20 protein-coding genes are annotated in these 13,625 nt (G+C 62.5%); 11 read left to right on the top strand and 9 right to left on the bottom strand.

All coding sequences use genetic code 11. The features are described 5' to 3' along the window. Positions 1-173: 173 nt before the first annotated feature. The gene (locus ACQZ5H_RS15460; protein ID WP_449098250.1) at positions 174-638 is read left to right on the top strand and encodes a hypothetical protein; all 465 of its coding nucleotides are present in this window, start codon (positions 174-176) and stop codon (positions 636-638) included. Here the strand turns inward: ACQZ5H_RS15460 and ACQZ5H_RS15455 are convergent. The 3 genes from ACQZ5H_RS15455 to ACQZ5H_RS15445 form a co-directional block, all read right to left on the bottom strand. Then, the gene (locus ACQZ5H_RS15455) at positions 635-1,258 is read right to left on the bottom strand and encodes a response regulator (RefSeq protein ID WP_449098249.1); all 624 of its coding nucleotides are present in this window, start codon (positions 1,256-1,258) and stop codon (positions 635-637) included. The genes ACQZ5H_RS15460 and ACQZ5H_RS15455 overlap by 4 nt on opposite strands. Continuing rightward, positions 1,255-2,649, bottom strand: coding sequence for a sensor histidine kinase (locus ACQZ5H_RS15450; RefSeq protein WP_449098369.1), 1,395 nt, complete (start codon positions 2,647-2,649; stop codon positions 1,255-1,257). The genes ACQZ5H_RS15455 and ACQZ5H_RS15450 overlap by 4 nt, the downstream gene beginning before the upstream one ends. An 83-nt stretch (positions 2,650-2,732) precedes the next feature. Next, positions 2,733-2,912 carry a hypothetical protein gene (locus ACQZ5H_RS15445; RefSeq protein ID WP_449098248.1) on the bottom strand — a complete coding sequence of 60 codons (180 nt, stop codon included), beginning with the start codon at positions 2,910-2,912 and terminating at the stop codon, positions 2,733-2,735. 172 nt (positions 2,913-3,084) lie between these two features. On the opposite strand from ACQZ5H_RS15445, the gene ACQZ5H_RS15440 reads away from it, so the two are divergent. The 6 genes from ACQZ5H_RS15440 (at position 3,085) to ACQZ5H_RS15415 (ending at position 6,567) form a co-directional block, all read left to right on the top strand. Next, entirely contained in the window at positions 3,085-3,483 is a 399-nt protein-coding gene (locus ACQZ5H_RS15440; protein ID WP_130281566.1) for a DUF1236 domain-containing protein, read from the top strand. Positions 3,484-3,595: 112 nt separating this feature from the next. Then, positions 3,596-4,459, top strand: coding sequence for a DUF1236 domain-containing protein (locus tag ACQZ5H_RS15435; protein ID WP_449098247.1), 864 nt, complete (start codon positions 3,596-3,598; stop codon positions 4,457-4,459). Positions 4,460-4,510: 51 nt separating this feature from the next. Beyond that, complete coding sequence (locus ACQZ5H_RS15430; RefSeq protein ID WP_165402705.1) at positions 4,511-4,675, top strand: hypothetical protein; 165 nt, start codon at positions 4,511-4,513, stop codon at positions 4,673-4,675. Continuing rightward, the gene (locus ACQZ5H_RS15425; protein WP_449098246.1) at positions 4,672-5,277 is read left to right on the top strand and encodes a BA14K family protein; all 606 of its coding nucleotides are present in this window, start codon (positions 4,672-4,674) and stop codon (positions 5,275-5,277) included. The genes ACQZ5H_RS15430 and ACQZ5H_RS15425 overlap by 4 nt, the downstream gene beginning before the upstream one ends. Positions 5,278-5,352: 75 nt before the next feature. Beyond that, the gene (locus ACQZ5H_RS15420; protein ID WP_449098245.1) at positions 5,353-5,676 is read left to right on the top strand and encodes a hypothetical protein; all 324 of its coding nucleotides are present in this window, start codon (positions 5,353-5,355) and stop codon (positions 5,674-5,676) included. 489 nt (positions 5,677-6,165) lie between these two features. Further along, complete coding sequence (locus ACQZ5H_RS15415; RefSeq protein WP_449098244.1) at positions 6,166-6,567, top strand: YbaN family protein; 402 nt, start codon at positions 6,166-6,168, stop codon at positions 6,565-6,567. On the opposite strand, the gene ACQZ5H_RS15410 is transcribed toward ACQZ5H_RS15415, so the two are convergent. Next, positions 6,568-6,840: a BA14K family protein gene (locus tag ACQZ5H_RS15410; protein ID WP_449098243.1), complete on the bottom strand. Its 273-nt coding sequence runs from the start codon at positions 6,838-6,840 to the stop codon at positions 6,568-6,570. It lies immediately after the preceding gene. A 181-nt stretch (positions 6,841-7,021) separates the two neighbouring features. Here ACQZ5H_RS15410 and ACQZ5H_RS15405 point away from each other — a divergent pair, with 181 nt between their 5' ends. After that, positions 7,022-7,981 (top strand): GGDEF domain-containing protein, encoded by a 960-nt coding sequence (locus ACQZ5H_RS15405; protein ID WP_449098242.1) that lies wholly within the window; start codon positions 7,022-7,024, stop codon positions 7,979-7,981. A 56-nt stretch (positions 7,982-8,037) separates the two neighbouring features. On the opposite strand, the gene ACQZ5H_RS15400 is transcribed toward ACQZ5H_RS15405, so the two are convergent. The 3 genes from ACQZ5H_RS15400 to ACQZ5H_RS15390 all read right to left on the bottom strand — a co-directional run bounded on the left by ACQZ5H_RS15400 (position 8,038) and on the right by ACQZ5H_RS15390 (position 8,979). Then, the gene (locus ACQZ5H_RS15400) at positions 8,038-8,271 is read right to left on the bottom strand and encodes a hypothetical protein (protein ID WP_199628252.1); all 234 of its coding nucleotides are present in this window, start codon (positions 8,269-8,271) and stop codon (positions 8,038-8,040) included. 179 nt (positions 8,272-8,450) lie between these two features. Further along, positions 8,451-8,627, bottom strand: a complete 177-nt coding sequence (locus ACQZ5H_RS15395) for a hypothetical protein (protein ID WP_162708575.1) — start codon at positions 8,625-8,627, stop codon at positions 8,451-8,453. 118 nt (positions 8,628-8,745) lie between these two features. Then, positions 8,746-8,979 carry a hypothetical protein gene (locus ACQZ5H_RS15390; protein WP_449098241.1) on the bottom strand — a complete coding sequence of 78 codons (234 nt, stop codon included), beginning with the start codon at positions 8,977-8,979 and terminating at the stop codon, positions 8,746-8,748. 395 nt (positions 8,980-9,374) lie between these two features. Between ACQZ5H_RS15390 and ACQZ5H_RS15385 the strand changes: the two genes are divergently transcribed. Continuing rightward, positions 9,375-9,845, top strand: a complete 471-nt coding sequence (locus ACQZ5H_RS15385; protein WP_449098240.1) for a hypothetical protein — start codon at positions 9,375-9,377, stop codon at positions 9,843-9,845. Continuing rightward, complete coding sequence (locus ACQZ5H_RS15380; protein WP_449098239.1) at positions 9,846-11,432, top strand: methyl-accepting chemotaxis protein; 1,587 nt, start codon at positions 9,846-9,848, stop codon at positions 11,430-11,432. A gap of 63 nt (positions 11,433-11,495) precedes the next feature. On the opposite strand, the gene ACQZ5H_RS15375 is transcribed toward ACQZ5H_RS15380, so the two are convergent. Both ACQZ5H_RS15375 and ACQZ5H_RS15370 read right to left on the bottom strand, forming a co-directional pair. Further along, positions 11,496-11,843 carry a hypothetical protein gene (locus tag ACQZ5H_RS15375; protein WP_449098238.1) on the bottom strand — a complete coding sequence of 116 codons (348 nt, stop codon included), beginning with the start codon at positions 11,841-11,843 and terminating at the stop codon, positions 11,496-11,498. Between the two features lie 38 nt (positions 11,844-11,881). After that, entirely contained in the window at positions 11,882-12,517 is a 636-nt protein-coding gene (locus tag ACQZ5H_RS15370; RefSeq protein ID WP_130281548.1) for a helix-turn-helix domain-containing protein, read from the bottom strand. Positions 12,518-12,676: 159 nt separating this feature from the next. On the opposite strand from ACQZ5H_RS15370, the gene ACQZ5H_RS15365 reads away from it, so the two are divergent. Then, the gene (locus tag ACQZ5H_RS15365) at positions 12,677-13,624 is read left to right on the top strand and encodes a hypothetical protein (protein WP_449098237.1); all 948 of its coding nucleotides are present in this window, start codon (positions 12,677-12,679) and stop codon (positions 13,622-13,624) included. Position 13,625: the final 1 nt, after the last annotated feature.

Raw genomic sequence — 13,625 nt, 5'->3', positions numbered from 1 at the left:
GCTTCCAAGCGCCGCGGGCGCTGAGGAAAGGTGCGCAATTGCGCCCGGCGTGTCGGACCATGGTCCGTGTCCGACCCGGCACCATGGTCCCGGGACCTTGCTTTTCGCAGCCGGTAGCGATCTCATACGTCCTGTCTTGCGTACAGAGGCTGCAAGAAGCAGAGACGGAAACCATGAGCCAGTCGAGACGACGCTTTCTGAAGATCATCGCCGGAGCCGGGCTGGCCGCAGCCTTTCTGCCGCTCGGTGGCGCACGTCGTCTGAGCCTCGATGCCTTCGCCAAGAGCGGCAACAATGGCAATGGCGGCGGCAATAACGGCAATGGCGGGGGGAACGGCGGCGGAAATGGAAATTCCGGCGGCGGCACCGGAAATGGCAATGGCAATAACGGGAATGGCAAGGGCAATGGCGGTCCGGCAAGCTCGGCCGAGCCTGCCGATACCGGGGCTGCCTCTACGGGCGCTGGCGTCCAGGCGACGCGCGGCGCGGATGGCACGATCCGGATCCGCCACCGCAACGGCATGACCGAGACGATCGTCTCGAACCGCTACGTGATGAAGGATGCGAAGGGCCGGACGATCAGCAACAGGCTGGCGACGCAGGCCGATGTTACGCGCCTGTCGCGTTATCTCCGCTAGGCCAGATCCCGCCATTTGATGGCGGCCTCGGTGCGGTTGGTGACGCCGAGCTTCAGCAAGATCTGCGTCATGTGATGCTTGACGGTCTTTTCCTGCAGGTCGAGACGCAGGCCGATATGCTTGTTGGAGAGGCCTTCGGCGACGAGTTCCATCACCTCGAGCTCGCGCGGCGTGAGTGATGTCTTCGGCGAGGACTGAGCGCCCAGCGAGCGCTCCATCACCTTGGCGGACATCGCCGGAGAGACGAATTTCGAACCGCGTACCACCGCCCGGATCGCTTCGGCAAGGCCGCGCGACCCGATCCCCTTCAGCACATAACCGGCTGCGCCGCGTTGCAGGGCCGCAGACAATGTATCGACCTCTTCGGAAGCCGTCAGCATCAGCACCCGCGTTTCCGGGCTTCGCGACAGAACCGAACTGATCGCCTCCAGGCCGCCGCCGGGCATCGAGACGTCGAGCAGCAGCACACTGGGCCGGTCGGAGGCCGCAAGCCGGATCGCGTCGTCGCTGCTGGCGCCTTCGCCGATCACCACGAAATCATCGACCTCCGAGAGGCTGCGGCTGACGCCTTCCCGGAACAGCGGGTGATCGTCCACGATGCCGATGGTGATCGCCGTCATTTTGCATCCTCCAGTTCCATCAGCTGAAGCGTCATTGACACCACCGTGCCGGCGCCGCTGGTCTTGATATCGAAGTCTCCGCCGAGACTGTCGACCCGTTCGCGAAGTCCCGCAAGCCCAAGACTTGTCGGCCGCACCTCGTTCGGATCGAAGCCATCGCCCTGATCGCGAACCTCGATCCTGACCTCGCCGTCGCGCACACGCGCCGTCACCGATTGCTCGATGCCGCCGCCATGGCGATAGGCATTGTTGAGCGCTTCCTGGACGAAGCGGTAGACGCAGATCTTCACCGCGGCCGAGAGGTCCGAGCGATCATCCTCGACGCTGCGCGAAACCGTGCTCGCCGTCCGTGTCTCATGGGCGGACACCACCCGCTCGATGATCTCTGCGAACGAGGCGCCCTCGATCTCCGGCAGGACGAGGCCCCGGCAGATCGTACGGATTTCCCGCATCGCCTCGGCAAGGCTCGAGCGGATCCAGGACAGCTCCTTTTCCCGCATGTCAGGGCTTGTCTTGGCATCGACCAGCATCTCGCTGTCGAGCCGCAGCGAGGCATAGGCGATATGCTGGGCAGGACCATCATGAAGGTCGGCGCCGACGCTGCGAAGATAGGTTTCGTTGAGAGCGGCGGCTCGTAGAGACGATCGTTGCAGGCGCCGCTGCAGGGCAAGTTTTTCGGCAAGCAGGGCCGAGAGTTCCGTCACCTTGTCGCGGAGATCACTGCGTTGCGCCTCGATCAGCCGGCTGCCGCGGAAAACCAGAGCCGAAAGCGCCAGAAAGAAGATCGCCGTCAGTCCAGCGACCGAGGCCCAACTCCAAAGTCTTGCGCGGGCAATGCTGTCAGCAAGTCCCTCAGCCGTTTCGTAGAACTCGACGACGGCGACCGGCTGGCCGGACCATGGCTGCAGCACCGGATTGTAGATCTCCATCAGCGGCTTGCCGAGCTGCCTCTCCTTCTCGCTCTCCGGATCGCTGGCCACCTCGTATCGCGCGACGAGCGCGCCTGAAAAGGCCTGGCGGAGCTTGTCGCTGACCGGGAATTTCCGGCCGATCAGCTCCTGTTCGTTGGAATAGAGGATGGTGCCGTCGCTTCTCCAGAGCTTGAACGAGACGAGGCGCTTGCCGAGCGCGCCCTGCGACAGCGTCTCGTTGAGCGCCTGGGCGCTTCCTTCATCGAGAAGGGTTTCTGTCTGCATATCGGGAAGCAGCGGGGCGACGACGCTATCGACATAGAGCGCGGTCGCTGCGCCGGAATTATGGATCACCGCGTCCTCGATCAGCCGCGTCAGCAGAATGCCGATCAGGAGCATCGCCATGATCGAGACGACGCCCCCGGTTATGAAGAACTGGGAGGCCAAGGAGCGGGCATTCCAACGGCTGAGCCAATGCATCTGCGACCTGTCGACTGCGTGTCCGACAGACATGGTACTACCCTAGAGGAATTCCAGATAGCTGCGTGACATCCCGGCGGCGCCTAGTTCGGGACATCGCGTGTATCGATGATATCCGCGCCGGCAACGCTCTTGGTGATCTGCGTATCGCCCGACATCGCCGCGCCGAAGAAATAGAGGACGCCGCACATGAAGACGACCAGTGCGACGACCGACGCATTGATCGCAACCGGGCCGGCGGAAGGTCTATGGATGCTGCTCATGACTGGGCTCCTTTGGTCCCTGTAGCAACGAGCCGAAATGGCCGCAGTTCCAGACCCCCGACCATGGTCCGGGGTGCCCCGGACTGAGGTCCGATGCCCGGAACAGGCGGCGTCTCCGATGGTTGGGTAGGCAGCGGTCATTAAGGCCGCCTAGCGACAAAAGGAGGAGAAAATGCTCTCCAAGCTTATGGTAGGTGTGGCTGCGGCCGCGACCCTGATGTCGGGCGTTGCACTCGCCCAGTCTTCCACCGTCAATGGCGCTGCAGGTGGTGCCGTGACCGGCGCGATCGTCGGCGGTCCTGTCGGTGCTGCCGTTGGTGGCGTGACGGGTGCCGTTGTCGGCACGGTCATCGATCCGCCGCCGCAGAAGGTGGTTACCTATGTCCGTGAAGCACCGGCACCTTCGGCCCGCGTCGTGGTCAAGGAAAAGATCGTCGTCGGCCAGCCTCTTCCGGAAACCGTCGTCGTCACGCCGGTTCCTGAAAATCCGAAATATGCCTTTGCGGTCGTGAACGATGAGCGCGTCATCGTCGAGCCGTCGTCCCGCAAGGTGATCCAGGTCATCAACTGACCGGATCCCGGACGCGGCCGAGGTCGCGTCCTCCATTCCTCAACACGAAATGAAATCCAGCCGCACATCGTGAGGCCACGGCCTCGTGCGGACCGAACTCAGAGAGATTGTCATGAAAACCAAGACCCTTGCCGTCCTGATGACGGCCCTGTCGATCGGTGTATCGCCCGTCGGCATCATGTCCGCCTCGGCCCAGGATGCCCCGATCATCAAAAAGAAGGGTGCAGCCCAGACCGATCAGTCCGGTGGCGCCACTCAGCAGCAGCCGGATGCCAGTGGCGGTGCTCAGGGCTCGCAGCCCGGTGCCGGTGCAGCAACCGGCGGCGAGCAGACACAGCAGCCGGCCGCGGGATCGGATGGTTCCACATCGACTGACGGTGCTGGCGGCAAGGCGCAGGTTCAGCCCGGCACCTCGACAGAAGGCGGCACGGCGCCGGCCCAATCCGGCAGTGAGACGAAGCCGGACGCTTCAGGCAATGGTGCCGCGCAGGGTGGCGGCATGAAGCCCAGCGGCACCTCGGGCACTGACGGCTCCAAGCCATCGACCGAAACCCAGAAATCCGGTTCGCAGGAGAGTGGCACGTCATCCGAGACCCAGAAATCCGGCAGCGATGCGCAGAAATCCGGTGATGCCACGAAGCCGTCCGGCTCGACCGAGACGCAGACCAACAGCAAGACCAATGTCGAAAACAATACGACCGTCAACAAGACGACCAACGTCAACATCTCGGTCGAGCAGCAGACGGAAATCCGGCAGGTCGTCAAGGAAGTGCATGTCGAACCGGTTCGCGAAGTGAACTTCACGGTCTCGGTCGGCACCGCGATCCCGAAGAAGGTCCGGCTGGAGCCGCTGCCGCCGCGGATCGTCAAGATCGTGCCGCAGTACCAGACCTACCGCTTCTTCATCCTGGCCGATGGACGGATCGTCATCGTCGATCCGACGGCCTACACGATTGTCTACATCATCACGGCCTGACGGCCTGAACCGGTGGCGTTCGCGCCGCCGGTTTTTCTTATGGAGAGACGGATGATCTACGGGGAACCAAAATCGGCAAGCGCCGTTCTTCCGATCGTCGCCATCCTGATGGCGATGGCCGGCTGCATCCTCGTTCTGCTTTCGAATGTCGATCGCGGCGATGAGAAGCAGGGCAGGGTATTCGTTCCGGTCGAACAGCGGGAGCTTGGCAAATGAACGCGGTCGCATCACTGACATTCGGTATCGTGACATCGGTCGCCGGCTGTATCGCGGCTGCATCCGTGGCTTCGATCGTCATGGCGGAATCGGAAACGCATCAGCTCGCCGATCTCTCGGCGCCGGATCTTTGGACGACGAGCCCGGTTCGCGTCGATCCTGGCAAGCAGAATTACCAGCGCGTTGCACCCGTCTATTCGAGCTATGTCACCGATGCGCCGAAGATCAGCGTCGCGTCGCGCAAGCCGGATCCCGCGCCGGCGGTGGCTGCCGCAGCGGAGCCGGCCTTGCCCGCAGAGCACCTCAGCTGGTGCTCGCAGCGCTACCGTTCCTACGATCCCGCGACCAATAGCTACCGCGCTTTCAGTGGCGAGATGCGCAGTTGCACCTCGCCCTATTCGGAGCAGGCTGGCAGCGGAGAGGCTGTGACGCAGACTGCCGCGACAGCCAGCCCCAGCGCTGTCGAAAGCCAGGCGGCTGCGTCCTGGTGCGCGGCGCGCTACCAGTCTTACCGCGCGGAAGACAACAGCTACCAGCCTTTTGACGGGCCGCGCCGGCAATGTCAGCGGCCGTCTCAGGATATCGTGACCGCGATAAATTGACCCGCATCAGACTTTGTGCCGTGGTGCCTATCCGGTCCGGCGAATACATCTGTGGCCCAACCATGGGAGTAGCAGATGTCGATTCCGGTCATTACCGCTATCCAGGCCGCGAGCGAAAGCGTGCCGTCGCTGACGCCAGCCGACAGGCGCATGCTGGTTGCGCATATCCACCGCTATCTGGAGGACTACCGCCGCGACGTGCTGGGCGATCTGCCCGACCGCCGCTGCGGCTGGATGCTGCGCCTCATCGAAGCTGTGTCCTCCAAGGCCCGCGGCATCGTCGAGGCTGATGCCAAGGAATTCCGATCGATCATGGTGGAATTCGAGAAACTGCTCGTCGTGCTCGACGATCTCAGGCTGTCGCACAAATGGTCCGAGCAGCCGGTCGTCCTGCACTAGTGCCGGCAAAAAAATAGGGCCATCCGTGGATGGCCCAAATGGGAGAGTTCGAAAACCTCCAGAGGGAACCGCCGACGAAGGCCGGGAGGAGTGGCCTTGATGCTTGTCGGCGAGTTCATAATCGCCGTTCAGCCACTCTTTTGAAAACATCCAGGCTCCAATAACCGGCGCTTATTGAGCATTTTCTGTTATGAGAGCGCCTACCGCCGGAACTGCATTCTCCGACAACTCCCGCCTGTCCAAAATTGGTAGCATCAAGCGCTTGCAAAGCCGCTGCATCGGCATAGAGTAAGCCTATGAAATCGCTTCGCAGGTGACCACGGATGTACTGGCACCGGCTGACGGCGATGATGGGAGGTCGGTGCGAGAATTCGCCCGGCCTTTTCCCTTTTAGGGCTGCTGCGTCCGGCGCGCCCCTTTACAATCATCCCGAATTTCCCGACGAAGGCATCGGCACCCGGATCGAGGGTGCGCTGGAGTGCCTGCAATTTGCCCGATGATCAAAGTCCGACTGCCGCGCCGCGGCGCAATCCGGTTATCAAAGCCGCCTATATCGGGCTTGGCGTGGTGATGGTGGCGCTCGGCATTATCGGCGCGTTCCTGCCGCTGATGCCGACGACGATCTTCCTGATCATTGCTGCCTGGTGCTTCGCCCGGTCTTCGCCGAGGCTCGAGGCAAAGCTGATCAACAGCCGGTTCGGTGCGCCGCTCAGGGACTGGCGCGACAGCGGCGCGATTTCGCACTCGTCGAAGCTTCTCGCTGTTTTGGGTATGGCCTCGGGCTATGCGATCTTCTTTGTAACATCGCACCCGTCGCCGATCCCTGCTGTCGCAGTCGGGCTTGCGCTGCTCGCCTGCGCCGCATTCGTTCTGTCCCGGCCGCGGCCGTGATCAGCCTGGCGAGCGGCAGGTTACGTCCTTGCCCTGCGGACCCGTATAGGTGTTGTCGGTCGGGTTATAGGATGGGAAGCGCTGCGCGCACCATTTGATATGCGCGATCTCGGCAGGAGAGAGCAGCCAGCTCTCCGGCTCCGCCGCCTTGCTTGTCCCTGAGGAGTAAGCCGCTACCGCGGCGTTGTTGTCGGAACTGCCTGCCGTTGCCGGAGGAGAAATCCTGAAAGCAAAGGCGGAAGGCGCGCCCGACAGGGCAATGACCGCAGTCACGGCGCATGCTGTCAGAATTTTCCTTGCCGGCTTCATTTGCCACTCCATTCACCTATCGCAAATGAACGGAGAGGCTGGCGATTTTGTTCCAGCCACGATCGCGTGAGCGCTGCCGAGGGATAACGGGGCGTCAATGAATCTGTGCCAGGCTGTGCCAGACAATTGCGGATAGAGGAATGTGATGCTGCTGTCGTCCCTGGTGAAGAAGATCGGAAGCCGCTCGGACGATCGCAACATCAACAGGCTGGAACTGGCCAACGACGTTCATCACCTCAAGCAGGTCTTCGACCGCTGCTCGAAGGCCGCCCGCATCGGCGTATGGGAATGCAATCTCGCCGATGAGCGTCTCTCCTGGACCGACATGGTCTACGAACTCTTCGACATCGAGCCCGGCACGCCGCTCGTGCGAAGCGAGATCGTCGCCATGTATTCTCCCGCCGCTCTCCTCGAGCTTCAGCGGCTGCGCAGCGATGCGATCGAGCAGCAAGGCGGCTTCTCGCTCGATGCGGAGATCGTCACCCGCAAGGGTAACCGCCGCTGGATCAGGATTACCGCGACCGTCGAATGCGAGGACGGCCGTCCCGTCCGTGTCTCGGGCCTGAAACAGGATGTAACGGCAGAGGTGATGCTGCTCGAAGAAATCCGCCGCCGCGCGGATTTCGACCACCTGACCGGGCTCGCGAACCGGTTCCGCTTTCATGAACGCCTCGGCGGTCTCTGCGCGTCGGAAACAGGCTGCGCGCTGCTGCTCGTCGATCTCGACGGTTTCAAACGCGTCAATGATATCCTCGGCCATCAGACGGGCGATGTCTGCCTGGTCGAGACGGCAAACCGGCTGAGTGCTGCGGCGGAGAACGCCGACCTGGTATCGCGGGTCGGCGGCGACGAGTTCGCCGTCATCTACAACGGCGCCTCCATCCACCAGATCGAAGCTGCCGCGGCACGCATCGTTGCCGCCCTGCAATGGGATGCCGGCGACGGCATCATGCTCGGAGCATCCGTCGGCATCGCCTGGGCGAGCCCCGGATCGACGTCGGCTTCTCTCTACGAAGAGGCGGACAAGGCCATGTATCGCGCAAAGACCTCCGGCCGAAACCGCTTCGTCGCCCATCGCCCGGCGGGCGATCTCGACGCGGCGTAAGTCCGGTCCTGTTCCAAGGAAGAAATTCTAGACAATTGCCGAGAGGGCAGCGCCGCTCAGGCGGTGCGCTTTGCGGTGATCATGCCCCAGGCGAGGCGCAGCTTTTGCAGGCGGGATGCCGTGCGCTCATGGACGGGGGTGCTGATGCCGTTGCGGAAATCGGCCAGGGCCTGCGCCTGTAATCTCGTTCTCGCCGGCTGTCCGGCGTGTTCGTCGATGGCGCGGCCATCCTTGGCGTCGATGACTGCCCAGCTTCCGTTCTCAAGATGTTGAACCTGATATCTCTGCATACGCCACCCACCCTATTGCTCTCCAAGAGAACGGGCTCCGGCAGCAAAAATCAATCTGTCTTGTCAGAATGTGCTGATATACTTTCGAACAGTGGTGAATGGCTTATTATCTCTCTGCGCCCACCGTTCATACTTTAGCGAGAGTAGGCGGTTGTACGCCTGGCCAGCCTCCGGCGCGATCAAGCGGCCAGGGCGTCCTCGTCCTCGGCGAGATAATCCAGGAGGTCGTAGAGAACCTCCGTCTCGCTATCGTTGTCGGGTCTGCGTGTCGGCGGGACGTTCTTGACCGGGGCCTTCGGCCGCTGGCGGAACGTCGGTCTTGGAACACGCACGCTGTTTGCGCGTCTGTTTGCCATCTCTTCCTCACTCACAACAAAAAAGAGGATCACTAGCTCTCTGGCATTATCCAACCACAAAGGGTCCGATGTGTCGCGTGACGCCGGCGTGACAGGGCTTCTCGGGCCGTTGTGAGGCTTAAATCAGCTGTTTCAAGGCGCGCAGCAGGGCTTCGGTTCTCTCGCTGGAGGTGAGCGCCAGGGATTGGTGCTCGGCCAGTTCCCGCAGTCCGGCGAGCACTTCGGCTTCCTTCCAGCCGCTATCGACGGCGTGGTCCACCAGTTCGCGGAATGCAAGCTGCAAGGCATCCTGGCATCGGATGGGCCGGTCGGGATCGTCCTCGGTGACAAACGGCCTTGAAATATCGCTCAAAGGCGGCGCCGGCTACCGGTCGTCGGCTTCAATCGGGGCGATCGCCATGAAACACAACACGACGGCGAGGGCCAAAACTGCAGAGATTGCGGACAAGGTTATCATCGTCACGTCCTCGCAAATATTGGATGAAGATTAGCGTGAACTGATTTGCACGAATTGGCAACCGGGGCCGGCTGATTGAGGCGGATCGCAGACCAGGGACGAGTTGTGCAAGTGCGCGAGGCAGGCGGCGGGACGATAGTCGCATTCAGCCGGTGGGTTTAGTAGATGTACCCGAAAGCACGTATAGCGATAGTATTGTTGATGTAACCGCGGCCGATACCCCGCAATACTTGCAAATAGCGTAAACGCTAAATTAATACTACCTTATTTAGAATAATTGTCGTGAATGGTTGTGGTTCGGCAGCAGTCCGGCCGGCGTTATTGGCCATGTCGATCCACACCTTCACTCCGCCATTTGCAACCCCGCAGGCGGCACCGGCCAGCAATCAGATACGATCATCCGAACCAAGATGCCAACGCCAACCCTCTCGAACGCGCGCTATCACGATGCCTCGCTCGGCCGACGCGGATTGCTTGCGGTTTGCGTCTATGGGGCGATTTTCCTGGCGTTGCTGGCATTTGCCCTGGCGACGCCGCGCGGTGAATTCGTGCTCGTCGTCGGCAAGCCCGGACAGTCCGAAGGTCAGGTCGTCGAGCTGATCGGCAGGGCAGGCGGGTCGTTCGTCGCGCCGGGACGTTTCGGCTGGATTGCCGTTGCGCATTCGAGCGCCCCGGATTTCGTTCGCAAACTGAGCGCCGCCGGTGCCTTTCTCGTTCTCAATCACGCCCTTGCCGTGGGCTGCCTCCAAAAGGATACCTGAATGAACTCGCTTCATGCCTTCCGGCTGCGTGTCTCGCCCGTTATTTTCGGGCTCCTCTGGATCAACGCCGGCATTGCCATTCTGGTGCCGGTGCTGCGCGGCAATGGTTTCGACTGGACGGCTTTCATCGTCTGCGCTGCAGTCTTGGCGATGACTTCGGTCTCCTGGTTGCAGGATCGCACCGGGCCGGTGACGCGGCTCGTGACGTCCATGGCTCACGCCGTCAATGTGGCGATGATCGTCTATGCCTTCGAGGGCTCGATCCTCCAGTCTGACATACACATGTATTTCTTCGCCGTCCTGGCGATCTGCGCGGCCTGGCTTGATTGGCGTGCTGTCGTCGCCTTTGGCGGCATCACCATCGTTCACCACACGCTGCTCTATCTGGTTGCCCCCGCGCTGGTCTTCCCGGGAGCCTCCGATTTCGGCCGCGTGCTGCTGCATGCGGCGATCGTCGCCATTCAGTCGGCGGCGCTGATCTCGCTGACGAGCTCGATCTCCAACGCATTCGTCTCCGCCGAGGGAGCGCTCGACGCCGCCAACAACGCCAGCACCAGCGAACGCGAGACGCGCGAGCGCGCCCAGGCCGCCGACCGGCTGGCCGATGCGGAGCGCGCCGAGCGCGAGGCGGAAAAGCGGATCGCCGCCGAAGAAACGTATCACGCCATCCGCGTCCTCAGAGGCGCGCTCGAAAAGCTGTCGGACGGATATCTGGGAACCCGTATCGATGGCCGTTTTGCCGGAGAGCTCGACAATCTCAGGCTCTCGTTCAATCAGTCGGCCAACAATCTCGAAGCCGTCATCACCCAGGCAAGCCAGGTCACGCAGCGGGTTCGCCGCGAGGCCGGGGATCTCAACGCCGCGGCGGGCGAACTCTCCGAGCGTTCGGAGCGCCAGGCAGGCTCGATTGCGGGCGCGACGAATGCAGTTGCCCATGTCCGCGGCACCGTCGGCCAGACGGGAACGGTCGCCGAGAAGGTCGGTGGTCTCGTCAGCCACGCCAAGGAAGCGGCCGAGCGCTCGGCGGGCATCGTCACCAGCGCCGTCGGCGCCATGGACCGCATCGAGAAGAGCTCCGAGGAAATCGGTCAGATCATCGGCGTGATCGACGAAATTGCATTCCAGACCAACCTTCTGGCTCTTAATGCCGGTGTCGAGGCCGCCCGTGCGGGCGAGGCTGGCAAGGGCTTTGCGGTCGTTGCCCAGGAGGTGCGGGAACTGGCGCAGCGTTCCGCAAACGCCGCCAAGGAGATCAAGCAGCTGATCACCGCTTCGGGCGATCACGTGAAGCAGGGTGTCGCGCTGGTAGACCAGACCGGCGACGCGCTCGGCCATATCGCGACTGAGGTTGCCGAGATCAGCCGGCATATCGAAACGATCATTTCAGGCGCGCGGGAGCAGGCAGCCGGGCTCGCCGAGCTCGATACGATCATCGTACAGATCGATAGCCTGACGGCGCAGAACACGACGATGGTGCAGCAGTCGCTGAGCGCCACCGACGCGCTGGCCCATGAGGCGACGATTCTCGAAGGTTTGATGTCCGGCTTCTCGGGCGAACAGGGGCAAGCCAAGCGCAAGGCGGCCTGATGGCTGCGTGATGGCAAGACAGGAAAGCCCGCCTCTGGCGGGCTTTTGTTATTCGGCCTACGCCTATTGCTTCAGATCAAAGGCCTGACCGTCAGCGCGAAGTTCCGCCAGCGTCTTGCCGACACAGCTGCCGGCGGCGTTGCTGCCGATGGCCTTGGCCTCGCCGCCAAGGGTGATCGTGCCGCCGATCCGTTCGGAGGCGACGTAGGTCGCGACGCCGTCCTTGGAGACGCGCGATATGTAGAAGGCATGGTAGGTGTCGTTCTGCTTGCACTGGATCAGCACGGGGAATTTTCCGAAGGGATTGTCCTCCGCTCGCGCCGTCGAGATCGGCAGGGCGGCGAGTGCCAGAAGGCCGGCGAGCAGCGTGCAGGCCGATTGGCGGAAGAGATGGCGGGATGCGGGCGTCATAGGTAATCCCCTTCTTCAAATGCCCTGGATACGGCGGGCTAGACCGTCAAGGCGATGAGTGCATCCCGGTCCAGAAGGCGGACGATGCGTTGCAGCTTGCCGTTCAGGCAAAGGACATGTTTTTCGCGGAGCTTCGTGAAGCAGCGGGCGACTGTCTCTACCGTCAGGCCGAGATAGTCGGCGATATCGCTGCGCGACATCATCATGTCGAATTCGCGGGCGCCCGGATGGCGCTCGGCCATTTCGAAGACGAAGGCTGCGACCCGCTTCAGCGCGCTCTGCTCGGTGATGACCAGCTGTTTGTGCTGCGCCTTGGCCAGGTTGGTCAGCGCGATATGCAGCAGGTCGATGGGCGCGGCGGTATTCTGGCTGGCGCGAAAGGGACGTATCGACGTCTCGCACACGGCCTCTGCGAAATCCGTCCTGACATTGCCGGTTTCGAGGCCGAACCATTCGCCCTTGCCGCAGAAGGACAGGATGTAGCGCTGGCCGCTTGGCGTCAGGCGATAGATCCTGACGGCGCCGGTTTCGACCTGATAGATCGCCCGGGCGTGCTCGCCTTCGCTATAGATCGTTTCGTCGGGCTTCAGCCGGATCGGCTGGTCTCTCGCTGGCGCAGGTGGATAGTGCCGCCCGCCCGCTGCATAGTCTCCGATCGTCTGGTCATGAAGCATGGCATCACCCCCATCTCGACCCGCAGAATAGGGAAAGGCGGCTCGCTCCGGTATTCGAGAAACCCCTTACGTATTGCTACGGAAGCCCGGAATGCGCGGTGGGTGTATAAGGCCATGCCCCCTTGATGAAGGCGATACGGAGATATGGCGGAGATCTCGATGTCATCTGTAGACGGAGGGGAAGACCGCGCACCCGGGAACCCCGAAGGCATCCGTGCGCAGCTTGAGCGGATCCTCGCGAGCCCGGAATTCCATGCGCCCGAGCGCGGCCGGCGCTTCCTACAATATATCGTCGAGGAAACGCTGGAAGGGCGCAGCGCCCAGCTGAAGGCCTATACGATCGCGCAGGCGGTGTTCGGACGCAACGCCTCCTTCGATGCGCAGAGCGATCCCGTGGTCCGCATCGAGGCGGGGCGCATCCGCCGGGCGCTGGAGCGCTACTATCTCGTCTGTGGCAGCCAGGACCCGATCCGGGTCACCATCCCCAAGGGCAGCTATTCGCCGCAGTTTTCAGGCAATGACGACCGTATGATGAGCCTGCCGGGCAGCTCGAAGGCGCAGAGCCATGATGGCGAGCCTCCGCTCCGCTTGCGCCAGTTGCTGCTGCCGATCGGCGTTCCGGCATTCTTCGGCGTGATGGCCGTTCTGGCGCTCATCCGCCCGCTCGAGGCCTATCTCTCTCCACCGAAGACCTCGCCGTTCTCGACCGCATCGACGACGGCGGCCAGCGTCCGGATCGCCGTCGAGCCCTTTGACGCGCTGGGTGGCACGGCGCGCGGCGAAGACCTGGCGAAGGGCCTGACCGATCAGGTGATTGCCCGGCTGACGAAGGTTACCGATATCGTGGTGCTTGCGCCCGGCCGCGCGGGTCAGGACGGCGGCGGGCTGCTTCTCAGCCTGCAAGGCGGCGCACTTGTCGAGGGTACGGTCCTGCGGCTGCATGTGCGGCTGATCAACGTTTCCAATGGTGCCGTGATATGGGCCAATCAATATGACCGGAATCTCGATGGCCAGGCGATCCTCGACATCGAGGATGACATCGCGGCCGATATCGTCACGGAGATTTCCGGCAGCGGCAAGCTCAACGGTCTGCGCCCGCAGTCGTGAG

This window comes from Rhizobium sp. 21-4511-3d (assembly GCF_053522545.1).
The sequence above is the reverse complement of the archived record's forward strand: the minus strand, read 5'-3'. Positions and strand labels throughout refer to the sequence as shown.